The organism is Marinobacterium nitratireducens (genome assembly GCF_014645375.1).
GTDB lineage: Bacteria > Pseudomonadota > Gammaproteobacteria > Pseudomonadales > Balneatricaceae > Marinobacterium_A > Marinobacterium_A nitratireducens.
In genome coordinates, this window is the sequence record NZ_BMLT01000007.1 from 217,381 (window position 1) to 240,042 (window position 22,662).

The following is a 22,662-nucleotide window of genomic DNA, read 5'->3' on the forward strand; positions in this document are numbered from 1 at the left end:
GCCAACCGACATGGGCAATATCAAGCAGGGCGGGCTGCCCGCGATCCCCGCACTGACGGAGTTCGATCCGAAAAGCGGCAATCTGCTGGAGCGGGTCATCTTCAACAATCGCCTGCTGTTTATGGCGGCCATCGCGCTGCTGACGGTGCTGCTGGCGTACACGGCGGCAACGCGGCTGGAGCTCAAACCCAGCTTCGAAAAAATGATTCCCCAGAGCCACCCGTACATCCGCGCCTTTCTCGACAATCGCGACGCCTTGCGCGGCCTCGGCAACTCGGTACGGGTGGTCGTCGAAAATACCGACGGCGATATTTTCGATCCCGACTATCTCGAAGCGCTCAAGCAGATCAACGACGAACTCTTCCTCACAGCCGGCGTCGACCGCGCCTGGATGAAGTCGCTCTGGTCTCCCGGGGTACGCTGGACCGAAGTGACCGAAGAGGGTTTCCAGGGCGGCCCGGTGATGCCCGACAACTACGACGGCTCGCCGGAGAGCATCGACCAGTTGCGGCAGAACATCGCCCGCGCCGGCATCGTCGGCAGCCTGGTCGCCAACGATTTCCGCTCGAGCATGCTGAGCGTGCCGCTGCTCGATCGCGATTCGGCCACCGGCAAGGGTATCGACTATTTCGCCTTTTCCCGGTCGCTGGAACAGGTGCGCGAGCGTTACGAAGACACCGGCAAGTTCAGGATTCGCGTGATCGGCTTCGCCAAGCTTATCGGCGACCTGATAGAAGGCCTGATGAAGGTAATGATCTTCTTCGCTCTGGCGGTCGCCATCGCCGCGCTCATCATCTTCGCCTATACCCGCTGTATCCGCAGTACGCTGCTCGTCGTGAGCTGCTCGCTGCTGGCGGTCGTCTGGCAGCTGGGCATCGTTTCCTGGCTCGGTTTCGCCATAGATCCCTACTCGATCCTGGTGCCCTTCCTGGTATTCGCCATCGGCGTCTCCCACGCCACCCAGAAGATGAACGGCATCATGCAGGATATCGGGCGCGGCGCGCACCGCCTGGTGGCGGCGCGTTTCACCTTCCGGCGGCTGTTTCTCGCGGGCGTGACGGCGTTGCTGTCGGATGCCGTCGGCTTCGCCGTGCTGATGCTGATCGACATCCCGGTCATCAAGGAGCTGGCTATCACCGCCAGCATCGGGGTCGCGGTGCTGATTTTCACCAACCTGCTGCTGATGCCGGTAGCGCTCTCCTACAGCGGGGTCAGCACCGCCGCGGCGCAGCGCTCGCTGCGCGATGACCGCTCGGCGGCACAGCACCGGGGGCTGGGGCGGCTCTGGGACCTGCTGGACCGCTTTACCTCGCGCCGCTGGGCGACCGGCGCGCTGCTCGTCGCGCTGCTGATGGGCGCGGGCGGCTTCGCTGTCAGTCTTCAGCTGCAGATCGGCGACCTCGACGCCGGTGCGCCCGAATTGCGGCCGGATTCGCGCTACAACCGCGACAACGCCTACATCACCACGCATTACACCCTCTCCAGCGACCTCTTCGCCGTAATGGTCAAGACGCCGCCGGAGGGCTGCCTCGACTATCGCACCCTGGTGCTCGCCGACCGGCTGGCATGGCAGCTGCAGCAGCATCCCGGCGTTCAGGTCACCCAGTCGCTGGTCGACGCGATGCGACAGATCACCGCCGGCACCTACGAGGGCAATCCGAAATTCTTCAGTCTCCAGCGCAATCAGGATGTACTCAACTACGGTGCGCAGCAGGCATCGGTGAACCGTCCGGAGCTGTTCAACACCGAGTGCTCGATGATGCCGGTCGTCGCCTTCCTCAAGGATCACAAGGCGCAGACGCTGGACGAAGTCGCCGCCATCGCCGAGCGCTTCGCGCGGGAAAACAGCACCGACGAGCACCAGTTCCTGCTGGCGGCGGGCAACGCGGGGATCGAGGCGGCCACCAACAAAGTGGTGCGCGACGCCAACCGTACCATGCTGTTCTACGTCTACGCCGCGGTGAGCCTGTTCTGCCTGATCACCTTCCGCAGCTGGCGCGCGGCGCTGGTCGCGATCCTGCCGCTGGTGCTAACATCCATCCTCTGCGAGGCCCTGATGGTCTGGATGGGGATTGGCGTCAAGGTCGCGACGCTGCCGGTCATTGCCCTGGGCGTCGGCATCGGCGTCGACTACGCGCTCTATTTGCTCAGCGTCCAGTTGCAGTTCCAGAGGATCGGCCTGCCGCTGGCCGACGCCTACAAGCACGCCCTCGGCTTTACCGGCAAGGTGGTTGCCCTGGTGGGTGTGACCCTGGCGGCGGGTGTGATCACCTGGTTCTGGTCGCCGATCAAGTTCCAGGCCGACATGGGTCTGCTGCTGACCTTCATGTTCCTCTGGAACATGCTCGGCGCGCTGATCCTGATCCCGGCCCTGTCTCACTTCCTGTTACGCAACGAAAGCAAAGGAGCACGCTTTGTCTGATACAGGGCCGCTCGAGCCACAGATGCCGGTATTGCTTGGCAAGCTGAACCCCCCGGTGCCGCCCGCGGCGGCCGTGGCACGCGCGCACCTGCTTGAGCGGCTGGCCCCGCGCGCTGGGAGTGGACTCACCCTCATCTGCGCGCCGGCCGGCTACGGCAAGACCACCCTGCTGCAGCAATTTGGACAGCAGTGGGACGGCGCCCTGATTTGGTTGAGCCTGGACGAACAGGACAACGACCCCGATCGCTTCCTCGCCCATCTGATCGGCGCCTTCACCCGCGCCGGTATTCTGCCTGGCGATCTCGCCGGGCAGGCGCAGTCAGCCCTGCCGCGGTCGCCGGAGCACGCCTGGGCGCTTCTGCTCAATTGCGTACAGCGCCATGGCGCGCCGATGCTGCTGGTACTGGACAATGCCGGCACGCTTCACAACAACCGGCTCTGCCGCCAGATCGACGCCTTGCTGCGGCAGGCACCACCGACACTGCAACTGGTGATCGCCGGCCGGCGGCGCCTAGCGGTCGCCACCGGCTGGCTGCGCGCAGGCGCGCGACTGCTGGAGCTGGATGCCGCGGATCTTGCATTCGGCGCCGAAGAAATCTCGCTGCTGTGTCAGCGGGCCGGTGCCGACGTCTGTGCGGGGGATATCTATCGCCTGACAAATCTCACCGAAGGCTGGGTCACGGGTATTCGCCTCTGGCTCGCCGCCGCAACCGCGTCGCCCCGGGCCGACAGCCTTTGGGATCCGGCGGTGCAGGCGCTCGCCTACGGCTACATCGAAGACTACTTCCGCGAGGAGGTACTGAGCACCCTGTCCCGGCCGATGCTGCACCTGCTCCTGCAGACCTGCGTGGTCAATTGCTTCGACCCGCCGCTGGCCCTGCACCTGGCACCGGAGTCGCCCGCGCAACCACCGACGCTCAAGCCGCTGCTGCGGCCCGAACTCTTCGTGCAGCCGGCAACGCGGCGCGACGGCTGGTATCGCTACCATCCACTGCTGCAGCACAGCCTCTACCGACGGCTCAATCGCCGCGACCCCGAACAGGTGCGTACCCTGCACCGGCTCGCCGCCGACCGGCTGCTGCAGCAGGGCCACTATACCGAGGCGCTTTACCAGTACGGTCGCAGCCACGATGTCAGCGCCCTGCTGGCGGTGGTGGAAAAGCACGCCTTCGACCTGCTGCGCGAAGGCGAGGTCAGCGAGATCGTCAGTTCCCTGGGCAATATTCCCGCCGGACTGGGTGAGGATCACTTCACCCTGGCCGTCACCGAGGCCTCGGTCGTCCACGTCGTCAGGGACACCGGACGCATCGGGCGTTGTCTCGGACGGATACAGCGACTGTTGCGCCAGCCGCCGCCCTACGCCAGTCGCGGGCGCCTGCTGCAAACCAGCCTCTATCTACGCGCCCAGCTTGCCTACCTCGGCGGCAATTTCCGTCACGGGATTCGATTGTGCGACCGGGAGTTGCAGCGATGCCGGGACGCCAATGCCGCCCTCTCGGTCATGCGTTTTCACCGCGCCAACTGCCACTTCGCTCTCGGCTCGCTGAGCCGCGCCGCCGGGGATGCCCTCCAGGCGCTGTCGGAGCTGGAACGCTTCGGTCTGACGGGCTATACCAACGCGCTCAGTTTCCTGGCAGGCCAGATCGAACTGGCGCAGGGGCGGACAGCCGCCGCGGAGCGACGCTTCCTGCATCTCGGCCCCCGGCACGACCTCGCCGCCACTCCGCAGGGCTTTTACGATGTTTTCCACTATCTTGGCCTTGGCCTGGTACGCACCGAGCAGAACCGGTTGCCGGAGGCCGAGCGCCTGCTCAACCGGGCCGCCGCCATCGCGCTCAAGCTGCCGCCATCCGCGGCCCTGCCCTGGGTGCTTCACCAACTGGCATTGGTACAGAGTGCCAACGGCCATCTCGAGCGCGCCATCGAGACCCTGAACGAGGCCCGCGACATCGCCCTCAAACACAGGCTCTACGGCATCTACCGGCTGTGCGGCGCCTATCGCGTCAGGTTGGCGTTGCGTCAACCGCCAAACGGCGACATCGTGCACTGCTGGCTGCAGGAATGGGATGCGGTATTGCGGCTTCAGGGTGAACACAGCCTGCCGGAAGAGCGACTTGCCTACGGCTGGGTACAGTGCCGTCAGGGCAGCCGAAACGAGGCGCTGCGCACCTGCGAGCGACTCATCGCCGACCTCGGCGTCCAAGGCCATATTCCGCTGCAGATCGACGCCTGGTTGCTGCTGGCCACCCTGTACCAGCGGGGCGATGACGACAAAGCCGCAATGCAGGCCCTGAACGAAGCGCTGCAACTGGCGGCGGACCACGATCTGCCCCGGCTGTTGTTTCACGAGGGACAGGAGCTGACCGGCCTGATCCAGCAGGGACTCTCGGATCGGGACCGCGGGCCGCAGCAGGCCCGGATACCGGCGCCGCTGCGCGCCTTCGTCGAACCCTTGCTGGCGGCGCGACTGCGAACCACCGACGCCGCCTGTGCGGTGCCGCTGCTGCCGCTGCCGTTCGAGCAGCTGACTCGTCGTGAACGCGATGTGCTCGCCCTGGTGATCGAGGGCCGGGGCAACCAGGAGATCGCCGAGGCTCTCTACGTCGGTGTCAGCACGGTCAAGACCCATATCAACAACATCTTCAAGAAACTCGACGTTGCCTCGAGGGACGACGCGATCCTCCGCGCCCGGCGCCTGAATCTCTGCTCCTGAGCCGCCACACCATTCCGAAATCCACCCCGAAATCCACCCGGGGGTGGAGGCTGCCCGGCCGCGCCTTTTGATACAAGTCAGGTCGAACTGCCAAACACAGCAGGCCGGTCGGGACAGCAGTCCCGCCGGGCTGGCTGGACGAACCCTGTACCTGAGGATTTCCCATGCCCGCATACAAGGCGCCCCTGCGCGATATACACTTCGCCATCAACGATGTGCTCGACTTTCCCGGTCACTACGCCAGCTTGCCAGGGGGCGAGGATGCGACGCCCGATATCGTGTCCGCCATTCTCGACGAGGCCGCGAAGTTCGCCGAAAACGTCCTCTCGCCCCTCAACCCCATCGGCGACCGTGAAGGCTGCCGCTGGCACGACGGCGAGGTCTCTACCCCGCCCGGCTTCCGCAACGCCTACCGGCAGTTCATCGACGGCGGCTGGCTGTCACTGGCACAGGCGCCGGAATGGGGCGGCCAGGCGCTGCCGCCGTCGCTCGGCACTCTGGTGATCGAGATGCTCACCAGTGCCAACCATGCCTGGACCATGTATCCGATGCTGAGCCTCGGCGCGATCAGCACCCTCCAGGCCCACGGCAGCGAGGAACAGAAGCGCCTTTTCCTGCCTCGGCTGATCGAGGGGCGCTGGAGCGGCACCATGTGCCTGACGGAAGCCCACTGCGGTTCGGATCTCGGCCTGCTGCGCACCACCGCCGAGCCCCAGTCCGACGGCAGCTACCGCATCAGCGGCAGCAAGATGTTCATTTCCGCCGGCGAGCAGGACCTGACCGAAAACATCCTGCACCTGGTGCTGGCCCGGCTGCCGGGCGCCCCCGCGGGCGTCAAGGGCATCTCGCTATTTCTGGTGCCCAAGGTCACTGTCCGGGACGACGGTTCGCTGGACGGGCGCAACGCCGTCAGCTGCGGTTCGATCGAACACAAGATGGGCATCCACGGCAACGCCACCTGCGTGCTGAACTTCGACGGCGCCCGCGGCTACCTGATCGGCCCACCCAACAAAGGCATGAACTGCATGTTCACCTTCATCAACGAATCCCGTCTGGGTGTTGCTCAGCAGGGTCAGGGCCATACCGAGGCGTCCTTCCAGGGGGCATTGCGCTACGCCCGGGAACGCCTGCAGATGCGCGCGCCAAAACGGACGCATCCCGACCGGCCCGCGGACCCGATCATTGCCCATCCGGATGTGCGCCGCATGCTGCTGACCCAGAAAGCCTTCGCCGAGGGGGGACGCCTGCTGAACGCCTACTGCGCCCGGCAGATCGATCTGGCGCATCTGTCGGATGACCCCGAGGTGCGCCGCACCGCCGGGCAGCGGCTGGCGCTGCTGACACCGATCGCCAAGGGCTTTCTCACCGAAGCCGCTCAGGAGGCCGCGAGCCTCGGTATCCAGGTGCTTGGCGGCCACGGTTTCATCCGCGAATGGGGCATGGAACAGATCGCACGGGACGCCCGCATCACGGCGATTTACGAGGGCACTAACGGCATCCAGGGGATCGACCTGCTCGGCCGCAAGGTGCTCGACGCCGACGGCGGACTGCTCGAGGCGTTCACGGGCGAGATCGAAGCCTTCTGTGATGCGCAGCAGCACAGGCTCGGCGAGTTTATCGGGCCGCTGCGTTTGCAGGTACGCCAGTGGCTGACACTGAGCCGGCAGATCGGCGACGCCGTCCGGCAGGACCCGGACGAAGTCGGCGCGGCGGCCGTCGATTTCCTGATGTACTCGGGCTACACGGTGCTCGCCTACCTTTGGGCGTTAAGCGCCGTCACCGCTCAGGCGCACCTGGATGAAGGCTGCGACGATACCGGCTTCTACCGCGCCAAGCTTCAGACCGCCCGCTTCTACTTCCAGCGCCTGCTGCCCCGTACGCTTTCGCTGGTCGCATCGGTCAATGCCGGCGCACAGAGCCTGATGGCGATGGACGAAGCGGATTTCGCGATCTGACGCCAGCCGTGAGCCGAGAAGCTCCCCGATCCCGGCGCGCCAATTTCCACCCCCAAATCCACCCGGGGGTGGAAGCCGCCCCACCGGGCGCACTGTTACAACTAGTCTCGCATCTCCAATTGGACGCCCGTCCCCGATAGGGCCAAGGAATTACCGATGACCGAAAGACTACTGAACGAACGGGATATCGCGTTTCAGCTGTACGAAGTGCTGGACACCGAGGCCCTGCTGCAGCGTGAGCGCTATCAGGATCACTCCCTCGAGGTATTCGCGGCCACCCTGGACACCGGGCGCCGGATCGCGCAAAAGTATTTCGCCAACCACAACCGGGAGGGCGATGCCCACGAGCCGACGTTCGACGGCAAGAAGGTGCAGCTGATTCCGCAGACCCAGGATGCCTGGGATGCCTTTGCCGAGGCGGGGTTCCTGGCGGCGCATCACGACTTCGAGGACGGTGGCATGCAGCTGCCGGAAGTGATACTGCGTGCCTCGATGGCCTATTTCAACGCCGCCAACATCGCCACCACCGGATATCCCTTTCTCAGCATCGGCGCCGCCAACCTGATCCGATCCTTTGCGAGCGAAGCGCTGCAGGCCCGTTTTCTGCCGCCGATGCTCGAAGGCCGTTTCAGCGGCACCATGGCCCTGACGGAGCCGGGCCAGGGCTCGGCCCTGGGCGACATCAGGACCCGCGCCACCCCCGCCGACGAGGGTCATTACCTTGTCCGCGGCCACAAGATGTTCATTTCCGGCGGCGATCATGAACTGACCGAGAACATCGTGCATCTGGTGCTGGCCAAGATCGACGGCGCCCCCGCCGGCGTACGCGGCATCTCGCTGTTCGTGGTTCCGAAGTTTTTGGTCAATGACGACGGCAGTACCGGGGCGCGCAACGACGTCGCCCTGGCGGGCCTGCTGCACAAGATGGGCTACCGCAACACCACATCGACGGTGCTGAACTTCGGCGAGAAGGATGGCGCCATCGGCTACCTGGTCGGCGAGCCCCACAAGGGCCTGCAGTACATGTTCCAGATGATGAACGAAGCCCGCATCGGCGTTGCGCTCGGCGCGGCGGCGCTCGGCTACCAGGGTTTCCAGTACTCGCTCGACTACGCCCGCCAGCGGCCCCAGGGCCGCCTTCCCTCGAACAAGGATCCGCTCAGCAAGCAGGCGTTTATCATCGAACACGCCGATGTAAGGCGCATGCTGCTGGCGCAGAAAAGCTACGCCGAGGGCGCTCTGTCGATGTGCCTCTACGCCAGCGCGCTGTTCGAGGACCAGCGTACGGCCGAAACGCCCGAAGCGCGCCGGCGTGCGGCGGGCCTGCTGGACCTGCTGACGCCGATCGTCAAATCCTGGCCGTCGAAGTACTGCCTGCAGGCGAACGAGCTGGCGATCCAGGTGCTCGGCGGATCCGGTTACATACGCGAGTACCCGGTCGAGCAGTATTACCGCGACAACCGCCTGAATCCGATCCACGAGGGCACCGAGGCGATCCACGGCCTGGATCTGCTGGGGCGCAAGGTCTCGCTCAATCGCATGGCCGCCTACGACGACTTCAAGACCGACGTGCGCGAGAGCCTGGCCCTGGCGGCCCGTTACAGCGAAACGGCGCCTTTCATCGCCCCGCTGGAGTCCGCGCTGCACACCCTCGACGAGGTCACCGACAGCCTGCAGTGCCGGATGGGCGACCAGATCGACCAGGGCCTCGCCAACGCCACCCTCTACCTGGATCTGTTCGGGCGCATCGTCGCCACCTGGATCTGGCTGCGCCAGGCGCAGAAGGCCGCCGAGGGGCTGACCCGCCCCGGTATCAGTGAGGCGGACGCGGCTTTCTATCGCGGCAAGCTGCAGGCGGCACGTTATTACCTGGACTGGGAACTGCCGCAGACAGGCCCTCAGGCCGAGCTGCTCAGGCAGGGTAACAGCGTCTGTTTCGATATGCAGGACAGCTGGTTCTGAATGCTGCCCCGCTACCACTCGACTGCACCCTTTTGACGGGAACCAGAACATGACAAACACCGTACGCTATCGCACCCGGGGCCGTATCGCCATCATCAGCCTCGACAATCCACCGGTTAACGCGCTCGGGTTCCAGACCCGCGCGGGCCTGCGGAACTGCTACCGCCAGGCCCTGGCCGACGAGACCGTCGACGCCATCCTGTTGACGTCCGAGGGCCGCCTGTTCTGCGGCGGCGCCGATATCGCAGAGTTCGGTACCGACCTCACCTGGCGAGACCCCGCGCTGCCGCAGCTGTGCGACGAGCTGGAAGACTCCGGCAAACCCCTGATCGCGGCAATCGGCGGCATGGCCCTTGGCGGCGGCCTGGAACTGGCGCTGGCCTGCGACTACCGCATCTGCGACGCATCTGCCCGGCTCGGCCTGCCCGAAGTCCACCTCGGGCTGCTGCCGGGCGCCGGCGGCACCCAGCGATTGCCACGCCTGGCGAATGTCGGGCTGGCACTGGACATGATCACCTCCGGTCAACCGATCGGCGCCACCGAGGCCGCCAGTTCAGGGCTCGTGGACCGCGTGGCCGAGGGCGACCTTCTCGCCGCCGCCCTCGCCTTTGCGCAGGAGTTGCTCGACTCCGACGCACCGGTACGCTCCTGCGCCGATCTGACCGTCGACATGGGCCAGTTGCCGGAGCGCTACTTCAACGATTTCCGTGCCGGCATCGCTCGCAAAACCCGCGGTTACTTCGCCCCCGAATGCTGCATCCAGGCGATCGAAGCCGCCTGCGAGCTGCCGCTGGCGCAGGGACTTGAGAAGGAGCGCGAGCTGTTCAATGCCTGCCTGGATACCCCCCAGGCGCGCGCGCAGCAACACCTGTTTTTCGCCGAGCGCGCGGCAAACCGCGTGCCAGGCGTCGACCCCAAGACGCCAGCGCGCAGCATTCGCCAGGTCGCCATTGTCGGCGCCGGCACCATGGGCGGCGGTATCGCGATGAACTTCGCCAATGCCGGGATCCCGGTGAAGTTGCTCGAGCTCAAGGAGGATGCCCTGGCACGGGGCCTCGCACAGATTCGGGGGAATTACGAGATTTCCGCCGCCAGAGGGCGCCTCACCGAGCGCCAGGTCCAGGAACGCATGACGCTTCTGCAGGGCACCCTGGACTACGACGACCTGGCCGATGCGGATCTGGTGATCGAGGCGGTGTTCGAGAGCCTGGAGGTCAAGCGAGCGGTGTTCGAAAAGCTCGATCAGGTCTGCAAGCCCGGCGCCATCCTCGCCTCCAACACCTCGACCCTGGACCTCGACCGTATCGCGTCCTTCACCCGCCGTCCCGGGGACGTGATCGGCCTGCACTTCTTCAGCCCGGCGAACGTCATGCGCCTGCTCGAGATCGTCCGCGGCAGGCAGACCGCCGACGACGTCATCGTCACCGCGCTGAACGTCGCCAGGACGATCCGCAAGGTGCCGGTGGTGGTCGGGGTTTGCTTCGGCTTTGTCGGCAACCGCATGCTCGAGCCCTACGCCCGCGAAGCGCACCGGCTCTTACTCGAAGGCGCAACACCGGCCCAGATCGACCGGGTGCTGACCGACTTTGGCCTGGCGATGGGGCCCCTGTCCATGTACGACCTGGCCGGCATCGACGTCGGCTTTATGGTCCGCGAATCGCGCCGCGACGCCATCGGTCATGACCCGAGCTACAACCTCATCGCCGACCGACTTTACGCCCTCGGCCGTTACGGCCAGAAGACCGGCCGTGGCTTCTATATCTACGAGGGCCGGGACAAGCGCGAGGATCCAGAGCTGCTGGCCCTGGCCCAAACCATCGCCGGGGAGCTTGGTATCGAGCGGCGCGAGATATCCGACCGTGAAGTGCTCGAACGTTGCATCTACATGCTGATCAACGAAGGCGCCCAGATCCTCGACGAGGGGATCGCCTGCCGGTCCGGCGACTGCGACCTCGTCTGGGTCAATGGCTACGGCTTCCCGGCCTGGCGCGGCGGCCCGCTGCAGTATGCCGACGAGATCGGTCTCGAACCGGTACTGGAGGCAATCAGGCACTATCGCGAATCCCTGGGCAGCTACGGCGAGATGTGGTTTCGCCCGTCCCCGCTGCTCGAGCGGCTCGTCGCCGAAGGCAAGCGCTTTTCCTGCTAAGCCCATCATCCACCACGGAGTCAGTCACCATGAGAGAAGCCGTTATTGTATCCACCGCCCGCACACCTATCGGCAAGGCATTCCGGGGCGCCCTGAATAACACCACCTCACCAAGCCTTGCGGCGCACGCGATTCGCGCCGCCGTTGAACGCGCCGGCGTCGATCCTGGCGAGATTGACGACCTGGTGATGGGCAGCGCCATGCAGGGTGGCACCGCCGGCTGGAACCTTGGCCGCATGAGCGCCCTGGCCGCCGGCCTGCCCCTGTCCGTCAGCGGCCAGACCCTGGACCGCCAGTGCGCCTCGGGACTCATGGCCGTTGCCGTCGCAGCCAAGCAGATCATGGTCGATGGCATGAACGTCGTGATCGGCGCCGGCCAGGAAAACATCAGCGCGGTGCAGAACCAGGCCCTGGCCTGGGCCTTCGAGGCCAGGGACGAACAGGTGCTCAGGCATGCCGAACACGCCTATATGCCGATGCTGCAGACGGCCGAAAATGTGGTGCGCAAGTACGGTATCAGTCGCGAAGCCCAGGACGACTATGCGCTGCAGTCCCAGCAGCGTACCGCAGCCGCCCAGGCCGCCGGCAGGTTCGACGATGAAATCGTGCCGATCAGCGTGACCCAGGCGGTACTGAACAGGGACACCCAGGAAACCAGCTACCGCGACGTCACCCTGAGTCAGGACGAGGGCAACCGTCCCCAAACCACCCTGCAGAGTCTGAACGATCTGAGGCCGGTCATCGATGGTGGCGCGATCACCGCGGGCAATGCCAGCCAGCTGTCCGACGGCGCCGCTGCCTGCGTGCTGATGGAGCGCAGCCTCGCCGAACAGCGCGGCCTTTCACCGCTTGGCGTCTACCGCGGCATCGCCGTCGCGGGGCTCGCGCCCGAGGAGATGGGCATAGGCCCGGTCTACGCCGTACCGAAGCTGTTGAAGCAGCATGGCCTTGGTATCGACGATATCGGCCTCTGGGAGTTGAACGAAGCCTTTGCCTGCCAGGTGATCCACTCCCGCGACCGGCTTGGGATCGACAACGACAGGCTCAACGTCAACGGCGGCAGCATCTCCATCGGCCACCCCTACGGCATGAGCGGCGCCCGCATGATCGGCCACGCACTGATCGAGGGCAAACGTCGCGGCGTCCGCTATGTCGTCGTCACCATGTGCGTCGGCGGCGGTATGGGCGCGGCGGGTCTGTTCGAGGTCTGCTGATCACACCCGGCAGCCGGGCTGGATTGGCCCGGCGTCTTTTCCACACTCCGACGCGCGAGGAAGTCGATATGCTGACCGCCAACGATCTCGACGAACTGAGACCCGATAACCAGAAACCCAAAAACGAGCCGGCCACCCCAATCCCGCAAAGGCGCGCACGTCGCAGCCCCCTGTCGTCCTGGGGGGGCGGTATGCCGACCTACCTGCTGTACAACAGCCTCGTCCGCCACTGGATGGGATCGTTTCACCCCTCTGCCAGGAGAAGAACATGAACCCTGAACGCTTTTCACTGCAGGGCCGAAATGCCCTGGTTACCGGCGCATCCAGTGGTCTGGGCTGGCACTTCTCCAGGGTGCTCGCCGACGCCGGCGCCGCGGTGGTGGTCACGGCAAGGCGCCTCGAACGCCTCGACGCCCTGGTGGCGCAGATAGAAGCGGCCGGCGGCAGGGCCCTCGCCATGGCGATGGATGTGACCGACAGCGGCTCCATCGTTGAGGCCTTCGATCGCGCCGAAGCGGAATTCGGGGTGATCGATGTGCTGGTCAACAACGCCGGTATTGGCGATCCCCAGCCTTTCCTGAAAATGGCCGAAGCGGCCTGGGACGGCATGATGGACGTCAATCTCAAGAGTGCCTGGCGCATCGGCCAGGAAGCCAGCAAGCGCCTGGTCAAGGCGGGACAGCCGGGCAGCATTATCAACATTTCCTCGATCCTGGGTCTGCGTGTCGGCAGTCAGCTCAGCCATTACGCCGTTGCCAAGGCGGGCGTGGTGCAGCTGACCCGCGCGCTTGCACTCGAGCTCGCCCGCCACGGCATCCGCGTCAACAGCATCGCGCCGGGTTACTTTTGCACCGAGATGAACCAGGACTTCTTCGCCTCCGATCAGGGCCGGGCCTATATCGACCAGAAGGTGCCGATGCGCCGCCTGGGCAACGTCGAGGAGCTGAGCGGGCCACTGCTGCTGCTGGCCAGTGACGCCGGCGCCTTCATGACGGGCACCGTGATCAATGTCGACGGCGGCCACCTCAACAACGCCCTTTGACACCCGTGCGAGCGCGGTTCCGACAGTATCCTTCGCACGCCAAAGGTAACGGAGGCAGGCAGTCTAGGTCCGAAAGATACCTGTTTGAACCTTCAGCTTCGCAACAGCAGCCTCAGCCATTTCTACTTCAATCGCGACCAGATGCAGCTGGCGAGCTTTAACAACATCGCTCAGCTGGAGCGGCCCGACCGCCCTGCGGCTGCGACCCGGGCTATCCGAAACAGGTCTAAGGAGGAACTCCCTTTGACAGACGTAACCGACAGGCTGAATGAAGCACGCCTGTGCACTTACCTCGAGGCACACCTGGAGGGCTTCGAGGGGCCCCTGAGCGCGCGAAAATTCAGCGGCGGTCAGTCCAACCCGACCTTTCGGATCGACGCGCGCAGTGGCGTCTATGTGCTGCGCCGAAAGCCGCCGGGAGCGCTGCTGAAATCCGCCCATGCCGTCGATCGGGAGTACCGCGTGCTCGAGGCACTGGCCGATACGACGGTACCGGTAGCGCGCCCTTTGCTGTTGTGCGAGGACGAGGCGGTCATCGGCAGCGTTTTCTACCTGATGAGCTTCGTCGACGGTCGTGTTTTCTGGGACCCCGCGCTGCCGGCGCAGTCGCCGGAACAGCGCAAGGAACTGTACAAGGAACTGATCCGGGTCCTGGCCAAGCTGCACGATACCGACATCGGGGCTGTCGGCCTCGCGGATTACGGCAAGCCCGGCAACTACTTCGAGCGCCAGGTCAAACGCTGGACCGAACAGTATCGGGCTTCGGAAACAACCACCCTGGCGGCGATGGAAACCCTGATCGACTGGCTGCCCGCCCACCTGCCACCCGACGACGGGCAGCAAAGCCTGATCCACGGCGACTATCGGCTGGACAACCTGATGTTTCATTCGACCGGATCCGGGGCTGTCGCCGTGCTCGACTGGGAGCTTTCGACCCTGGGGCACCCGCTGGCGGACCTTGCCTACTTATGCATGTGCCTGCGCCTGCCAGCCTCCGGGCAAATCAAGGGGCTCGCCGGTCTCGACCGGTCCGCCCTCGGCATACCGGACGAAGCCGCTATGGTTTCCCGCTATTGCCAACTGCGCGGTATCGGCCCGATCGAGCACTGGACCTTCTATCTCGCGTTCAGTTTTTTTCGCCTCGCCGCGATTCTGCAGGGGGTATTGAAGCGTGGCCTGGATGGTAGCGCCTCCAGCAACAGGGCGCTCGAGGTAGGCCGGATGGCCGGGGAACTCGCAGAATTCGCAGTGGAACTGATCGAAGCACCTTAACATTGCCGGGGAGAGAACCGATGCAATACCCACACTTCGCCGACCAGGTCGTGCTGATCACCGGTGCCGCCAGCGGTTTCGGCAGGCTGCTGGCCGAAAAGCTGGCGCCGAGTGGCGCCCGGCTCATCCTGGCGGACCTGAATGAAGGCGGTCTGGACAGGCTGGCGGCCAGCCTGTCAGCGGCGGGGGCGCCCGTGCTCGCGATGGCCTGCGACGTCACCTCGCAGGCGCAGGTCAAAGCCCTGCACGAAGCAGCGATCGAACGCTTTGGACGCCTGGATATCGCCATCAACAACGCCGGCCGGGCGAGCGCCATGAAAGCCCTGATCGACACCGAGGAAGCCGAGCTGGATCAGGCCTTTGCCGTCAACGCCAAGGGCGTGTTCTTCGGCATGAAGTATCAGATCCGCCAGATGCTCACCCAGGGCCACGGCTGCATTCTCAATGTCGCCTCGCTGGCCGGGATCGGCGGCGCCCCCAAGCTTGCCGCCTATTGTGCCGCCAAACATGCAGTCGTCGGCCTTACCCGCACGGCCGCGGTGGAGTACGCCGCCAAAAACATTCGCGTCAACGCGATCTGCCCCTTTTTCAGCCCGACCCCGCTGGTAACCAACAGCGATATGGACGAAAAGCAGGCATTTCTGGCGCAGGGCTCCCCCATGAAGCGGCTCGGGTCACCCGAGGAAATCGTCAACGCCATGCTGGCGATCTGCAACCCCGACAACAGTTACATGACCGGTCAGGCAATCGCCGTCGACGGCGGTGTTTCCGCTTTCTGACGGCTTGCAACAACCCAGCTAACAATGAGGTGATTTATGGAATTCGGTTACAGCCCCAAGGTTGAAGCGCTTCGCACCCAGGTGCGCAGCTTCATGGACACGCACATAGTGCCGCGCGTCGGCGCCTGGAACGATGAGGTACGGGACGGACACTACCCCGTCACCTTCATGGAGGATCTCAAGGCACTGGCCCGCGCCGAAGGTCTCTGGAATCTGTTCCTGCCGAGCCTTCGGGACAGCGAACCCGGCACCCGCCTGAGCAACCTGGAGTACGCGCCGCTGGCGGAGATCATGGGCCGCGTCAGCTGGGCCTCGGAGGTATTCAACTGCAACGCGCCGGACACCGGCAACATGGAACTGCTGCACCTGTTCGCCAACGAGGAACAGCGCTCAGAGTGGCTGGCGCCGTTGCTGAACGGCGAGATTCGCTCCGCCTTCGCCATGACCGAGCCGGACGTCGCCTCGTCCGACGCCACCAATATCCAGACGCTGATCTCGCCTGAGGGCGACGACTACGTCATCAACGGCCGCAAGTGGTTCATCACCAACGCCGCACACCCCAACTGCAAGCTGTTCATCCTGATGGGCAAGACCGATCCGAACGCCGAAAGCCACCGCCAGCAGAGCATGGTGCTGGTGCCGGCCAACACCCCTGGGGTCGAGATCGTGCGCAATATCAACATCATGAACCACCATTCGCCCGAGGGACACTGCGAGGTGCTGTTCCGTAACGTCCGGGTGTCCAGGCGCAACCTGCTCGGCACCGAAGGCTCAGGCTTTGAACTGGCGCAGGCCCGTCTGGGTCCGGGCCGGATTCACCACTGCATGCGCTCGATCGGTGCGGCGGAGCTGGCGCTTGAGCTGATGATTGCACGGGCCGGCGAACGCAGGACTTTCGGCAAGCACCTGCACGAGCACGGCGCCGTTTCGGACTGGATCGCGAAGTCCCGCATGGAGATCGACCAGGCCCGTCTGCTGGTGCTGAAAACCGCCTGGATGATCGACGAGGTCGGTGCCAAGGCAGCCCGCAAGGAAATTTCGATGATCAAGGCAGTCGTTCCGACCGTCCATACCAACGTGCTGGACCGCGCGATGCAGACATTCGGCGCCATGGGTATCAGTCCCGACACCCCTTTGGCCGACCACTGGACCTGGGGGCGCGCCCTGCGCTACATCGACGGCCCCGACGAAGTGCACCTGCGCAGCATCGCCAGGCTGGAAATCAAGAACAAGCAGGAAGCCTTGGGCGCAAGCTCAACCCACCTCAGCCAAACCAAACGTTTCTGAGTGTGACGTCATAAGGTCCTCGCCTAGGGACCTGAATATACGATGTGTACCCAGCTACAGTATCGGTTTGGACGCCCTGTATCTTGCTCGCGGGCAGTTTAAGCGCTTTTGCTTTCGTGCCCGCAAGCAGATTCCTTGAGGTTCTTGATCGGCTTTCGGACTTTCACATCAGACCGACGGAACGAACTGGTATTCGGTTTCAAACTGATCCGCCACCGCATCTTGCCCTATACAACACGCACTCCGCGTCATAGCAAACCGTCCAACCGGCTCGACGGTTGTTTCTCTGCAACCTGATGCTGAGATAGTCCACTCCTTGCACCTGTACTCGAACAGCCCCCCCTTTTTTGCCACTGAAATCGGCGCCCCGCTACAACCACAATCCGGATAGCAGACACTCGAGCAATACTTTGGCGTGATTTCAGGTTAATTCTGTAGTGAATAATAGTTAACAGAACTGATCAGGTTGTGGTGTAAAAAGTAACGGCGAACAACAACTACAACCCCGCGAGGTGATCGAAGTGTTCTCCAACAACCTGAAAAAAGTCATCGCGTCCGTCGCCGCTACCGCCGCACTTTCCGTGATTCCGTTCACGAACTCTGCCTCCGCAGATGACTATCGGGCAGTCTCCCAGCCAATTTAGAAAGCGAGTCCATCAGAAGGCTGATTCGTGCGAAGTGCTATGACGGCTTAGTCACAGCAGGCGTCATTCAAGTGGGTGTTCCGGGGTGTCCGCTTTCGGCACTTTACAGTCATTCAGCACAATCGTGACGTAGCGCACCTACCATATTTACTGAACTTTCCGGTAATTCGAATACGTGTATTATTAAACACCCGCAAACGCACTTGACGGAAGGAACGCCGATTAGGTGCTATGCTGATTTTGGCTCAGGACGAGCTACTGCAAAGGGGACACGGATATGTCACAACCACTCTACAGCGAGGTGAAGCGCCTCGCCGCCATGCTTGAAGCTAACCACCCCAGCCCGCCCGATGTTGATCTCAATGACTGGATCGACCGTAAACTGGCTGAGCTCGGCCCGCTAAATCTCAGGCGCCAGGCACTGTTTGTTGTGATCGAGAGCGACTATTACGGACTGCTGATCGAGAAGGCGCTTGGACACTCTGCGGTGATCTGAGGCAATACGGCAAATAGGTTGGGAGCAGGTCAAGATCACTGCCCTCCCCCGTTTCCTTACTGCTCGTAAGTAGAGGAATCTGAGTTTTCAATCTCACGATGATCGGCTGGAGCCTGGCCCACATGAGGAGCGTCCAACCGCAGCCCACCTCGAGGCTGGAAGGCGCGCGCGTCGACAAATTTGGTAAAGCATCCCCTGTAGTTCGACGCACTACAGCCAAAATTAAAAAGACAACGCTGTTGAGGCTTCCAGATGAGCTCAGTGGGCTGCGCCGAAAGTCAGAAAGCGTGCGCAATGCCAAGCGACACGGTGAACGATGGGAAAGCACCAGGACGCTAGCTGAAAGCAGCGGTGAAGGTATTTACCTGGCAGAGATACTGCGCTGCCAAAGCGACCTGATGTTGGCACAGGGTGTCGTTGCGAATCTGAGGCTGAGAGCTGAGAGCTTTAACGTAGTGCGTCATGCTTCTCGCTCGTCTTCGGCTTTCGCCAAGTCGGCCCAGTGGATCGACAGGTCGATATCTTCGGAACAGCGTTCGATAGCGCGCCGGCACTTGCTGAGGGCCGTGCCGCCCTTGAAGGCAACATCCATGTCACGTGCCAGGTTTTCGTCGTAGAGCAGCCCTTCTATCGCCGGCGGCATGGCGGCACATCCTGCTGAATGGGCACTACACCTTCCAAAGCGACGGCAATCTCATTGACTTGGATGCACTCGTGGCGGGGCTGGAATTGGGGTGACGGAAATTTCTGGGATTCCGGCTTACAACCCCATCATGGAAAGGTTCAATTATCCAGGTGAGCTTCAATATCCATACTGCCATGCAGCACCCTGATGATAGTGATATGGGTATCTTCGACCAGGTACACAATCAGATGGCTGTCATGATGATGGATACGGACAGGCGGGGAAAACTCGGCCCTTAAGGGGCTGATCAGCGGATTCGTTGCCAGGAAACGGAACCTCTCGTCCAGTCCATTCAGATACTTCCGGCGCTGTGCAGCTCCCCATATTTTCTGGGTGTAGCGGCCTATCGCTCGCAAATCTTCCAGAGCTTCCCTGCTGACGTTAAAGCGCATTACTCGTGATCTAACCCCTGCTGGATGGCCTGCATATCGTAGTCTTCCGCAATGCCGCTTTCTATGCCTTTGGTGATAGCTGTCTGGAGCACTTGGAGCTTTTCCCGCCGTTCTTGATCTTTCCGGATCAGATCGCGGACGTAATCACTGCTGCTGGCGTACTTGCCATTATCGATCTGCGCCTGCACCCAATCCTTCATGGGATCAGGAACGGAAATATTCATGGTCGCCATGTGCGTCACCTTTCTACTGTTCCACCACTCTACTATGGCAAATTTTGCCAAAAATTGCCAAAGAAACCGACTTGTGACGTACAGGGTTTACCATAACAGTTATGCGAAATAAGTATTTAATTTGTAGGGAATTTATGATTACGCATTATGTTCAGTCATCGCTTGCGGGTGGCCTTCAACCTGGGGTCTCCATGCTCCATCAAGCACGACCGGTCCGCTCCATGTAGTTCAGGACACATTCAATTTCTTTGTCAAGTTGACGCCACAGCCGCCGCTGGAGGTGATCTGTCGCAGCTTGAGGCCTTTCCCTTTACGTTCTATCACCAATTGGGTGAGCCAAGTGAGGCTGCCTGACTCAGACAAAGCTGTCTCCGAAGCACCCGGGGCGGTTCACTTCGCTTCCGGTGTGTAATTATGTTGAGCCGGATGCCTTCCCTCAAGGGCATGCTAAAGCGATTAAAAGCAGAAAAAGTCACCCCGGAATCAGTCTACTCCTCAGCTTGGTGCTGAATGGAAGCAGGTGTGGTGCTGTGCTTACCCGTCTGGATCAGAACCACGCCCCCTAGGATCAGTGCCAGCGAGAGGATGATGGTATCGGTGATTTCCTCGCCGACCGCAGCGCCAATGAACACGGCCACCACCGGGGCGATGTAGGTTGCACCGGATGCCTGCACGGAACCGAGTTTTTCGATGATGAAGTAGTAGCTGAAGAAGGCCCCGCCGGTGCCCAGCATGCCCAGGCCGACTACGACTCCCAACAGTGCTCGCGAGTCCGTCGTTATTGCAGCCATGCCGTCGAAATTGGTCAGTATCAGTAGGGTCAGAAGCGCGAGTCCCGTCTGCCAGGTCGCCAATGCCAGCGGGGGCAGTTTCAGCGGCGACAGGAATCGTTGGGCATAGACGAATGACACCCCGAGGCTCAGCGTCCCGGCCAGCATCCAGAAGACCCCGGCCAACGCCACACCATCGGTGCCCTCCCAGGGGCGGGCGCTCAGTGCGATACCGATGAAGCCCAGGGCAACGCCGGCCGCCATCTGGCCGGTCGGGCGATCCTGGCGCAGTAACAGGAAGGCGCTGATGAACGCGAAGATAGGGATCGAACCGCTAAGGAGTCCGGCAATGCTCGATGGAAGGCGGGCGGTGCCGGCCACGAACCCGTAATAGTAGAAGGTCGTCGCCAGCACCGACATGACCGCGAAGTGCGGCAGATGACGGAGTTGATCGCGCCTCAGGACCTTGGCTCGCCATGCCACCAAGGCCAGGGGAAGAAAACCGAACAGCACACGCAGGAATACTGTCTGTGTCGGAGAGATCAAATCGGTGGCCCACTTCATGAAGATGAAGTTCGAGCCCCAGATGATGCCAAGCGCGGCGAGCGCAATATAGGCACGTAACATTGCGTTTTCCTTGAGGAAAGGTGCAACGAGCGCCTTCCCCCAGGGAAAGGCGGCTCGTTGAAACGGGAGGACAGGGGCAATCAGATGGAGCGGGTCACGCCGCCATCAACACGGATATTCTGGCCGGTGACGTAGCCCGCGCTTTCCGACAGCAAAAAGGCCACGGTGCCTGCGATTTCCTCGACAGTCCCATAGCGCCCCATCGGCACGCTGTCGCGGCGCTCATCGACCTCGGGAAGGCTGTCGATCCAGCCGGGCAGCACATTGTTCACGCGGACATTCTTCGCCGCATAGGCATCCGCGAAGAGCTTGGTGAAGCTGGCAAGACCCGCCCGGAATACCACCGAGGTCGGGAATGCGCTGGACGGCTCGAAAGCCCAGGTAGTCGAAATGTTGACGATGGCACCACCACCCTGCGCTTCCATGATCGGCGCGACCAGACGGATCGGGCGCACGGCGCTCAGGAAATAGACATCCATGCCCTGGTGCCAGTCCTCGTCAGGGATGTCGAGGACCGGTGCGCGCGGACCATGACCTGCGGAATTGACCAGCGCGTCGATCCGCCCCCATGTTGTCATCGTCAGATCCACGACCTGCTTCACGTCGTCGAGCGACTGGTTCGAGCCGGTGACACCGACACCGCCCAATTCCTTGGCCAGAGCCTCGCCCTTACCCGACGAGGAGAGGATGGCGATACGATAGCCATCCTGAGCCAGTCTTCGCGCGGCAGCAGCCCCCATACCGGATCCACCGCCCATTATGAGTGCAACTTTTTCTACAGCCATGACAGCCTCCTTTGGTAGGTTCTGGGGGCATTATGTCAAGTGAAAGACGAAGTTTCGCGTGATAAATTAACGTGTAAGACTGTAGAAAAACTATAGGCTATTGCCATGACGCCATCCCGCCGCAAGCTCCCCCCTCTCAATGCCCTGCGTGCCTTCGAGGTATCAGGCCGCCGGATGAGTTTCCGGGCCGCCGCCGAGGAGTTGGGCGTCACCCAAGGCGCCGTCGCGCAGCAGGTGCGCGCGCTGGAAGAGCACCTGGGCCAGGCCCTGTTCCAGCGCTTGCCGCGCGGCCTCGCCCTGACGCCACAAGGCGCGGCCTACCTGACGGACGTGACCCGCGCCTTCGATATGCTCGGGGACGCCACCGGACGACTCCTAGAGCGACCGGACACTGTCACGATCAGTGTTACGCCGACCGTCGCCGCGAAGCTGCTGATTCCCCGTCTAGCCGAGCTGAACGCCGCGCTACCCGGCGTGGAATTGCGCACGGTCGCAACCGAGGCGCTCTCCGATTTTGAGCGCGACCAGGTGGACATCGCAGTGCGGCTAACCCGCCCCCCATTCCCATCCGGACTGGAGGCCAAGCTGCTGTTCCACCAGGAGCTGGTCGCGGTCGCTAGTCCTCATCTGATCAAAGATTTGCCGCTCCCCCTCTCTACCGAACGGCTTAGAGAGCTTCCACTCTTGCATGACGCGCACGATCATTGGCCGATGTTTCTGCGTGCCGACGGCAAGCTGCCCGGTGCGGTATTCAACCAGACGACACTGGCGCTGGATGCAGCCCTGGCTGGCCAGGGCATCGCCTTGGCATGCCGAGCGTTTGTGGCAGGGGATCTCGAGGCCGGGCGTCTAGTGCAGGTTACGGATGAGACCATGATCAAAGAGCCCAGCTATTTCCTCGTCCGCAAGCGGCCATCCTTACCTCTTGCCCCGCGAGATGCGGTATGGAACTGGTGCGTGGCCCGACTCTCGCTCCGTGTCGATTAGCGGGGCTGGCCACCGCCTTCTGGTGACTACTCTGTTAACAGATGGGGCAATCTTCTAACCATCCACCAACCAGCTAGTCCGTTGAGTAGACGTGGTGTGACCTCGACATGATATCAACTAATCAACCACCTAATCCGGATACCCAAACTTTTCGGCGCGCTGGATCTATGCCCTCATTGCAACGAATGGGGTGCGATGCCTACACATGCTGTAGCACTATGCGCATCGAAGCGGTAGCGCACGCCTCA

At 62.9% G+C, this 22,662-nt stretch carries 18 protein-coding genes; 13 read left to right on the forward strand and 5 right to left on the reverse strand.

Going from position 1 to position 22,662, the window contains the following annotated elements:
* The first annotated feature begins 10 nt into the window (after positions 1–10).
* The 12 genes from IEX85_RS15045 (at position 11) to IEX85_RS15100 (ending at position 17,935) form a co-directional block, all read left to right on the forward strand.
* Positions 11–2,422, forward strand: a complete 2,412-nt coding sequence (locus IEX85_RS15045) for an efflux RND transporter permease subunit (RefSeq protein WP_188861428.1) — start codon at positions 11–13, stop codon at positions 2,420–2,422.
* On the forward strand, positions 2,415–5,135 hold the full coding sequence (locus IEX85_RS15050) for a winged helix-turn-helix domain-containing protein (protein ID WP_188861429.1): 2,721 nt from the start codon (positions 2,415–2,417) through the stop codon (positions 5,133–5,135). The genes IEX85_RS15045 and IEX85_RS15050 overlap by 8 nt, the downstream gene beginning before the upstream one ends.
* Before the next feature lie 164 nt (positions 5,136–5,299).
* The gene (locus tag IEX85_RS15055; RefSeq protein ID WP_188861430.1) at positions 5,300–7,090 is read left to right on the forward strand and encodes an acyl-CoA dehydrogenase C-terminal domain-containing protein; all 1,791 of its coding nucleotides are present in this window, start codon (positions 5,300–5,302) and stop codon (positions 7,088–7,090) included.
* A gap of 156 nt (positions 7,091–7,246) precedes the next feature.
* Positions 7,247–9,052 carry an acyl-CoA dehydrogenase gene (locus tag IEX85_RS15060; RefSeq protein ID WP_188861431.1) on the forward strand — a complete coding sequence of 602 codons (1,806 nt, stop codon included), beginning with the start codon at positions 7,247–7,249 and terminating at the stop codon, positions 9,050–9,052.
* A 49-nt stretch (positions 9,053–9,101) separates the two neighbouring features.
* Positions 9,102–11,201, forward strand: a complete 2,100-nt coding sequence (locus IEX85_RS15065; protein WP_188861432.1) for a 3-hydroxyacyl-CoA dehydrogenase NAD-binding domain-containing protein — start codon at positions 9,102–9,104, stop codon at positions 11,199–11,201.
* 29 nt (positions 11,202–11,230) lie between these two features.
* Positions 11,231–12,415 carry an acetyl-CoA C-acyltransferase gene (locus IEX85_RS15070; protein WP_188861433.1) on the forward strand — a complete coding sequence of 395 codons (1,185 nt, stop codon included), beginning with the start codon at positions 11,231–11,233 and terminating at the stop codon, positions 12,413–12,415.
* Between the two features lie 68 nt (positions 12,416–12,483).
* Positions 12,484–12,687: a hypothetical protein gene (locus IEX85_RS15075; RefSeq protein ID WP_188861434.1), complete on the forward strand. Its 204-nt coding sequence runs from the start codon at positions 12,484–12,486 to the stop codon at positions 12,685–12,687.
* Positions 12,684–13,457 carry an SDR family NAD(P)-dependent oxidoreductase gene (locus tag IEX85_RS15080; RefSeq protein ID WP_188861435.1) on the forward strand — a complete coding sequence of 258 codons (774 nt, stop codon included), beginning with the start codon at positions 12,684–12,686 and terminating at the stop codon, positions 13,455–13,457. The genes IEX85_RS15075 and IEX85_RS15080 overlap by 4 nt, the downstream gene beginning before the upstream one ends.
* A gap of 243 nt (positions 13,458–13,700) precedes the next feature.
* Positions 13,701–14,729, forward strand: a complete 1,029-nt coding sequence (locus tag IEX85_RS15085) for a phosphotransferase family protein (RefSeq protein ID WP_188861436.1) — start codon at positions 13,701–13,703, stop codon at positions 14,727–14,729.
* A gap of 20 nt (positions 14,730–14,749) precedes the next feature.
* On the forward strand, positions 14,750–15,508 hold the full coding sequence (locus tag IEX85_RS15090; protein WP_188861437.1) for an SDR family NAD(P)-dependent oxidoreductase: 759 nt from the start codon (positions 14,750–14,752) through the stop codon (positions 15,506–15,508).
* 36 nt (positions 15,509–15,544) lie between these two features.
* Positions 15,545–16,795, forward strand: coding sequence for an acyl-CoA dehydrogenase family protein (locus IEX85_RS15095; RefSeq protein WP_188861438.1), 1,251 nt, complete (start codon positions 15,545–15,547; stop codon positions 16,793–16,795).
* 921 nt (positions 16,796–17,716) lie between these two features.
* Complete coding sequence (locus tag IEX85_RS15100) at positions 17,717–17,935, forward strand: hypothetical protein (protein WP_188861439.1); 219 nt, start codon at positions 17,717–17,719, stop codon at positions 17,933–17,935.
* Positions 17,936–18,395: 460 nt separating this feature from the next.
* On the opposite strand, the gene IEX85_RS15105 is transcribed toward IEX85_RS15100, so the two are convergent.
* The 5 genes from IEX85_RS15105 to IEX85_RS15125 all read right to left on the reverse strand — a co-directional run bounded on the left by IEX85_RS15105 (position 18,396) and on the right by IEX85_RS15125 (position 21,427).
* Positions 18,396–18,578, reverse strand: coding sequence for a nucleotidyl transferase AbiEii/AbiGii toxin family protein (locus IEX85_RS15105; protein ID WP_188861440.1), 183 nt, complete (start codon positions 18,576–18,578; stop codon positions 18,396–18,398).
* A gap of 140 nt (positions 18,579–18,718) precedes the next feature.
* Entirely contained in the window at positions 18,719–19,012 is a 294-nt protein-coding gene (locus IEX85_RS15110) for a type II toxin-antitoxin system RelE/ParE family toxin (protein WP_188861441.1), read from the reverse strand.
* Positions 19,012–19,245: a type II toxin-antitoxin system ParD family antitoxin gene (locus IEX85_RS15115; RefSeq protein ID WP_188861442.1), complete on the reverse strand. Its 234-nt coding sequence runs from the start codon at positions 19,243–19,245 to the stop codon at positions 19,012–19,014. The genes IEX85_RS15110 and IEX85_RS15115 overlap by 1 nt, the downstream gene beginning before the upstream one ends.
* Positions 19,246–19,733: 488 nt before the next feature.
* A complete protein-coding gene (locus tag IEX85_RS15120; RefSeq protein WP_188861443.1) occupies positions 19,734–20,642 on the reverse strand; it encodes a DMT family transporter in 909 nt (302 codons plus the stop codon).
* Between the two features lie 80 nt (positions 20,643–20,722).
* Positions 20,723–21,427, reverse strand: a complete 705-nt coding sequence (locus IEX85_RS15125) for an SDR family oxidoreductase (protein WP_188861444.1) — start codon at positions 21,425–21,427, stop codon at positions 20,723–20,725.
* Positions 21,428–21,532: 105 nt separating this feature from the next.
* Here IEX85_RS15125 and IEX85_RS15130 point away from each other — a divergent pair, with 105 nt between their 5' ends.
* Positions 21,533–22,414: a LysR substrate-binding domain-containing protein gene (locus IEX85_RS15130; protein WP_188861445.1), complete on the forward strand. Its 882-nt coding sequence runs from the start codon at positions 21,533–21,535 to the stop codon at positions 22,412–22,414.
* Positions 22,415–22,662: the final 248 nt, after the last annotated feature.

What these genes read in the sequence shown, in the direction of transcription:
- IEX85_RS15045 (WP_188861428.1), top strand. Translation starts at nt 11, where the DNA reads ATGGGCAATATCAAGCAGGGCGGGCTGCCCGCGATCCCCGCACTGACG.
- IEX85_RS15055 (WP_188861430.1), top strand. Translation starts at nt 5,300, where the DNA reads ATGCCCGCATACAAGGCGCCCCTGCGCGATATACACTTCGCCATCAAC.
- IEX85_RS15060 (WP_188861431.1), top strand. Translation starts at nt 7,247, where the DNA reads ATGACCGAAAGACTACTGAACGAACGGGATATCGCGTTTCAGCTGTAC.
- IEX85_RS15065 (WP_188861432.1), top strand. Translation starts at nt 9,102, where the DNA reads ATGACAAACACCGTACGCTATCGCACCCGGGGCCGTATCGCCATCATC.
- IEX85_RS15070 (WP_188861433.1), top strand. Translation starts at nt 11,231, where the DNA reads ATGAGAGAAGCCGTTATTGTATCCACCGCCCGCACACCTATCGGCAAG.
- IEX85_RS15075 (WP_188861434.1), top strand. Translation starts at nt 12,484, where the DNA reads ATGCTGACCGCCAACGATCTCGACGAACTGAGACCCGATAACCAGAAA.
- IEX85_RS15080 (WP_188861435.1), top strand. Translation starts at nt 12,684, where the DNA reads ATGAACCCTGAACGCTTTTCACTGCAGGGCCGAAATGCCCTGGTTACC.
- IEX85_RS15090 (WP_188861437.1), top strand. Translation starts at nt 14,750, where the DNA reads ATGCAATACCCACACTTCGCCGACCAGGTCGTGCTGATCACCGGTGCC.
- IEX85_RS15095 (WP_188861438.1), top strand. Translation starts at nt 15,545, where the DNA reads ATGGAATTCGGTTACAGCCCCAAGGTTGAAGCGCTTCGCACCCAGGTG.
- IEX85_RS15100 (WP_188861439.1), top strand. Translation starts at nt 17,717, where the DNA reads ATGTCACAACCACTCTACAGCGAGGTGAAGCGCCTCGCCGCCATGCTT.
- IEX85_RS15105 (WP_188861440.1), bottom strand. Translation starts at nt 18,578, where the DNA reads ATGCCGCCGGCGATAGAAGGGCTGCTCTACGACGAAAACCTGGCACGT.
- IEX85_RS15110 (WP_188861441.1), bottom strand. Translation starts at nt 19,012, where the DNA reads ATGCGCTTTAACGTCAGCAGGGAAGCTCTGGAAGATTTGCGAGCGATA.
- IEX85_RS15115 (WP_188861442.1), bottom strand. Translation starts at nt 19,245, where the DNA reads ATGGCGACCATGAATATTTCCGTTCCTGATCCCATGAAGGATTGGGTG.
- IEX85_RS15120 (WP_188861443.1), bottom strand. Translation starts at nt 20,642, where the DNA reads ATGTTACGTGCCTATATTGCGCTCGCCGCGCTTGGCATCATCTGGGGC.
- IEX85_RS15125 (WP_188861444.1), bottom strand. Translation starts at nt 21,427, where the DNA reads ATGGCTGTAGAAAAAGTTGCACTCATAATGGGCGGTGGATCCGGTATG.
- IEX85_RS15130 (WP_188861445.1), top strand. Translation starts at nt 21,533, where the DNA reads ATGACGCCATCCCGCCGCAAGCTCCCCCCTCTCAATGCCCTGCGTGCC.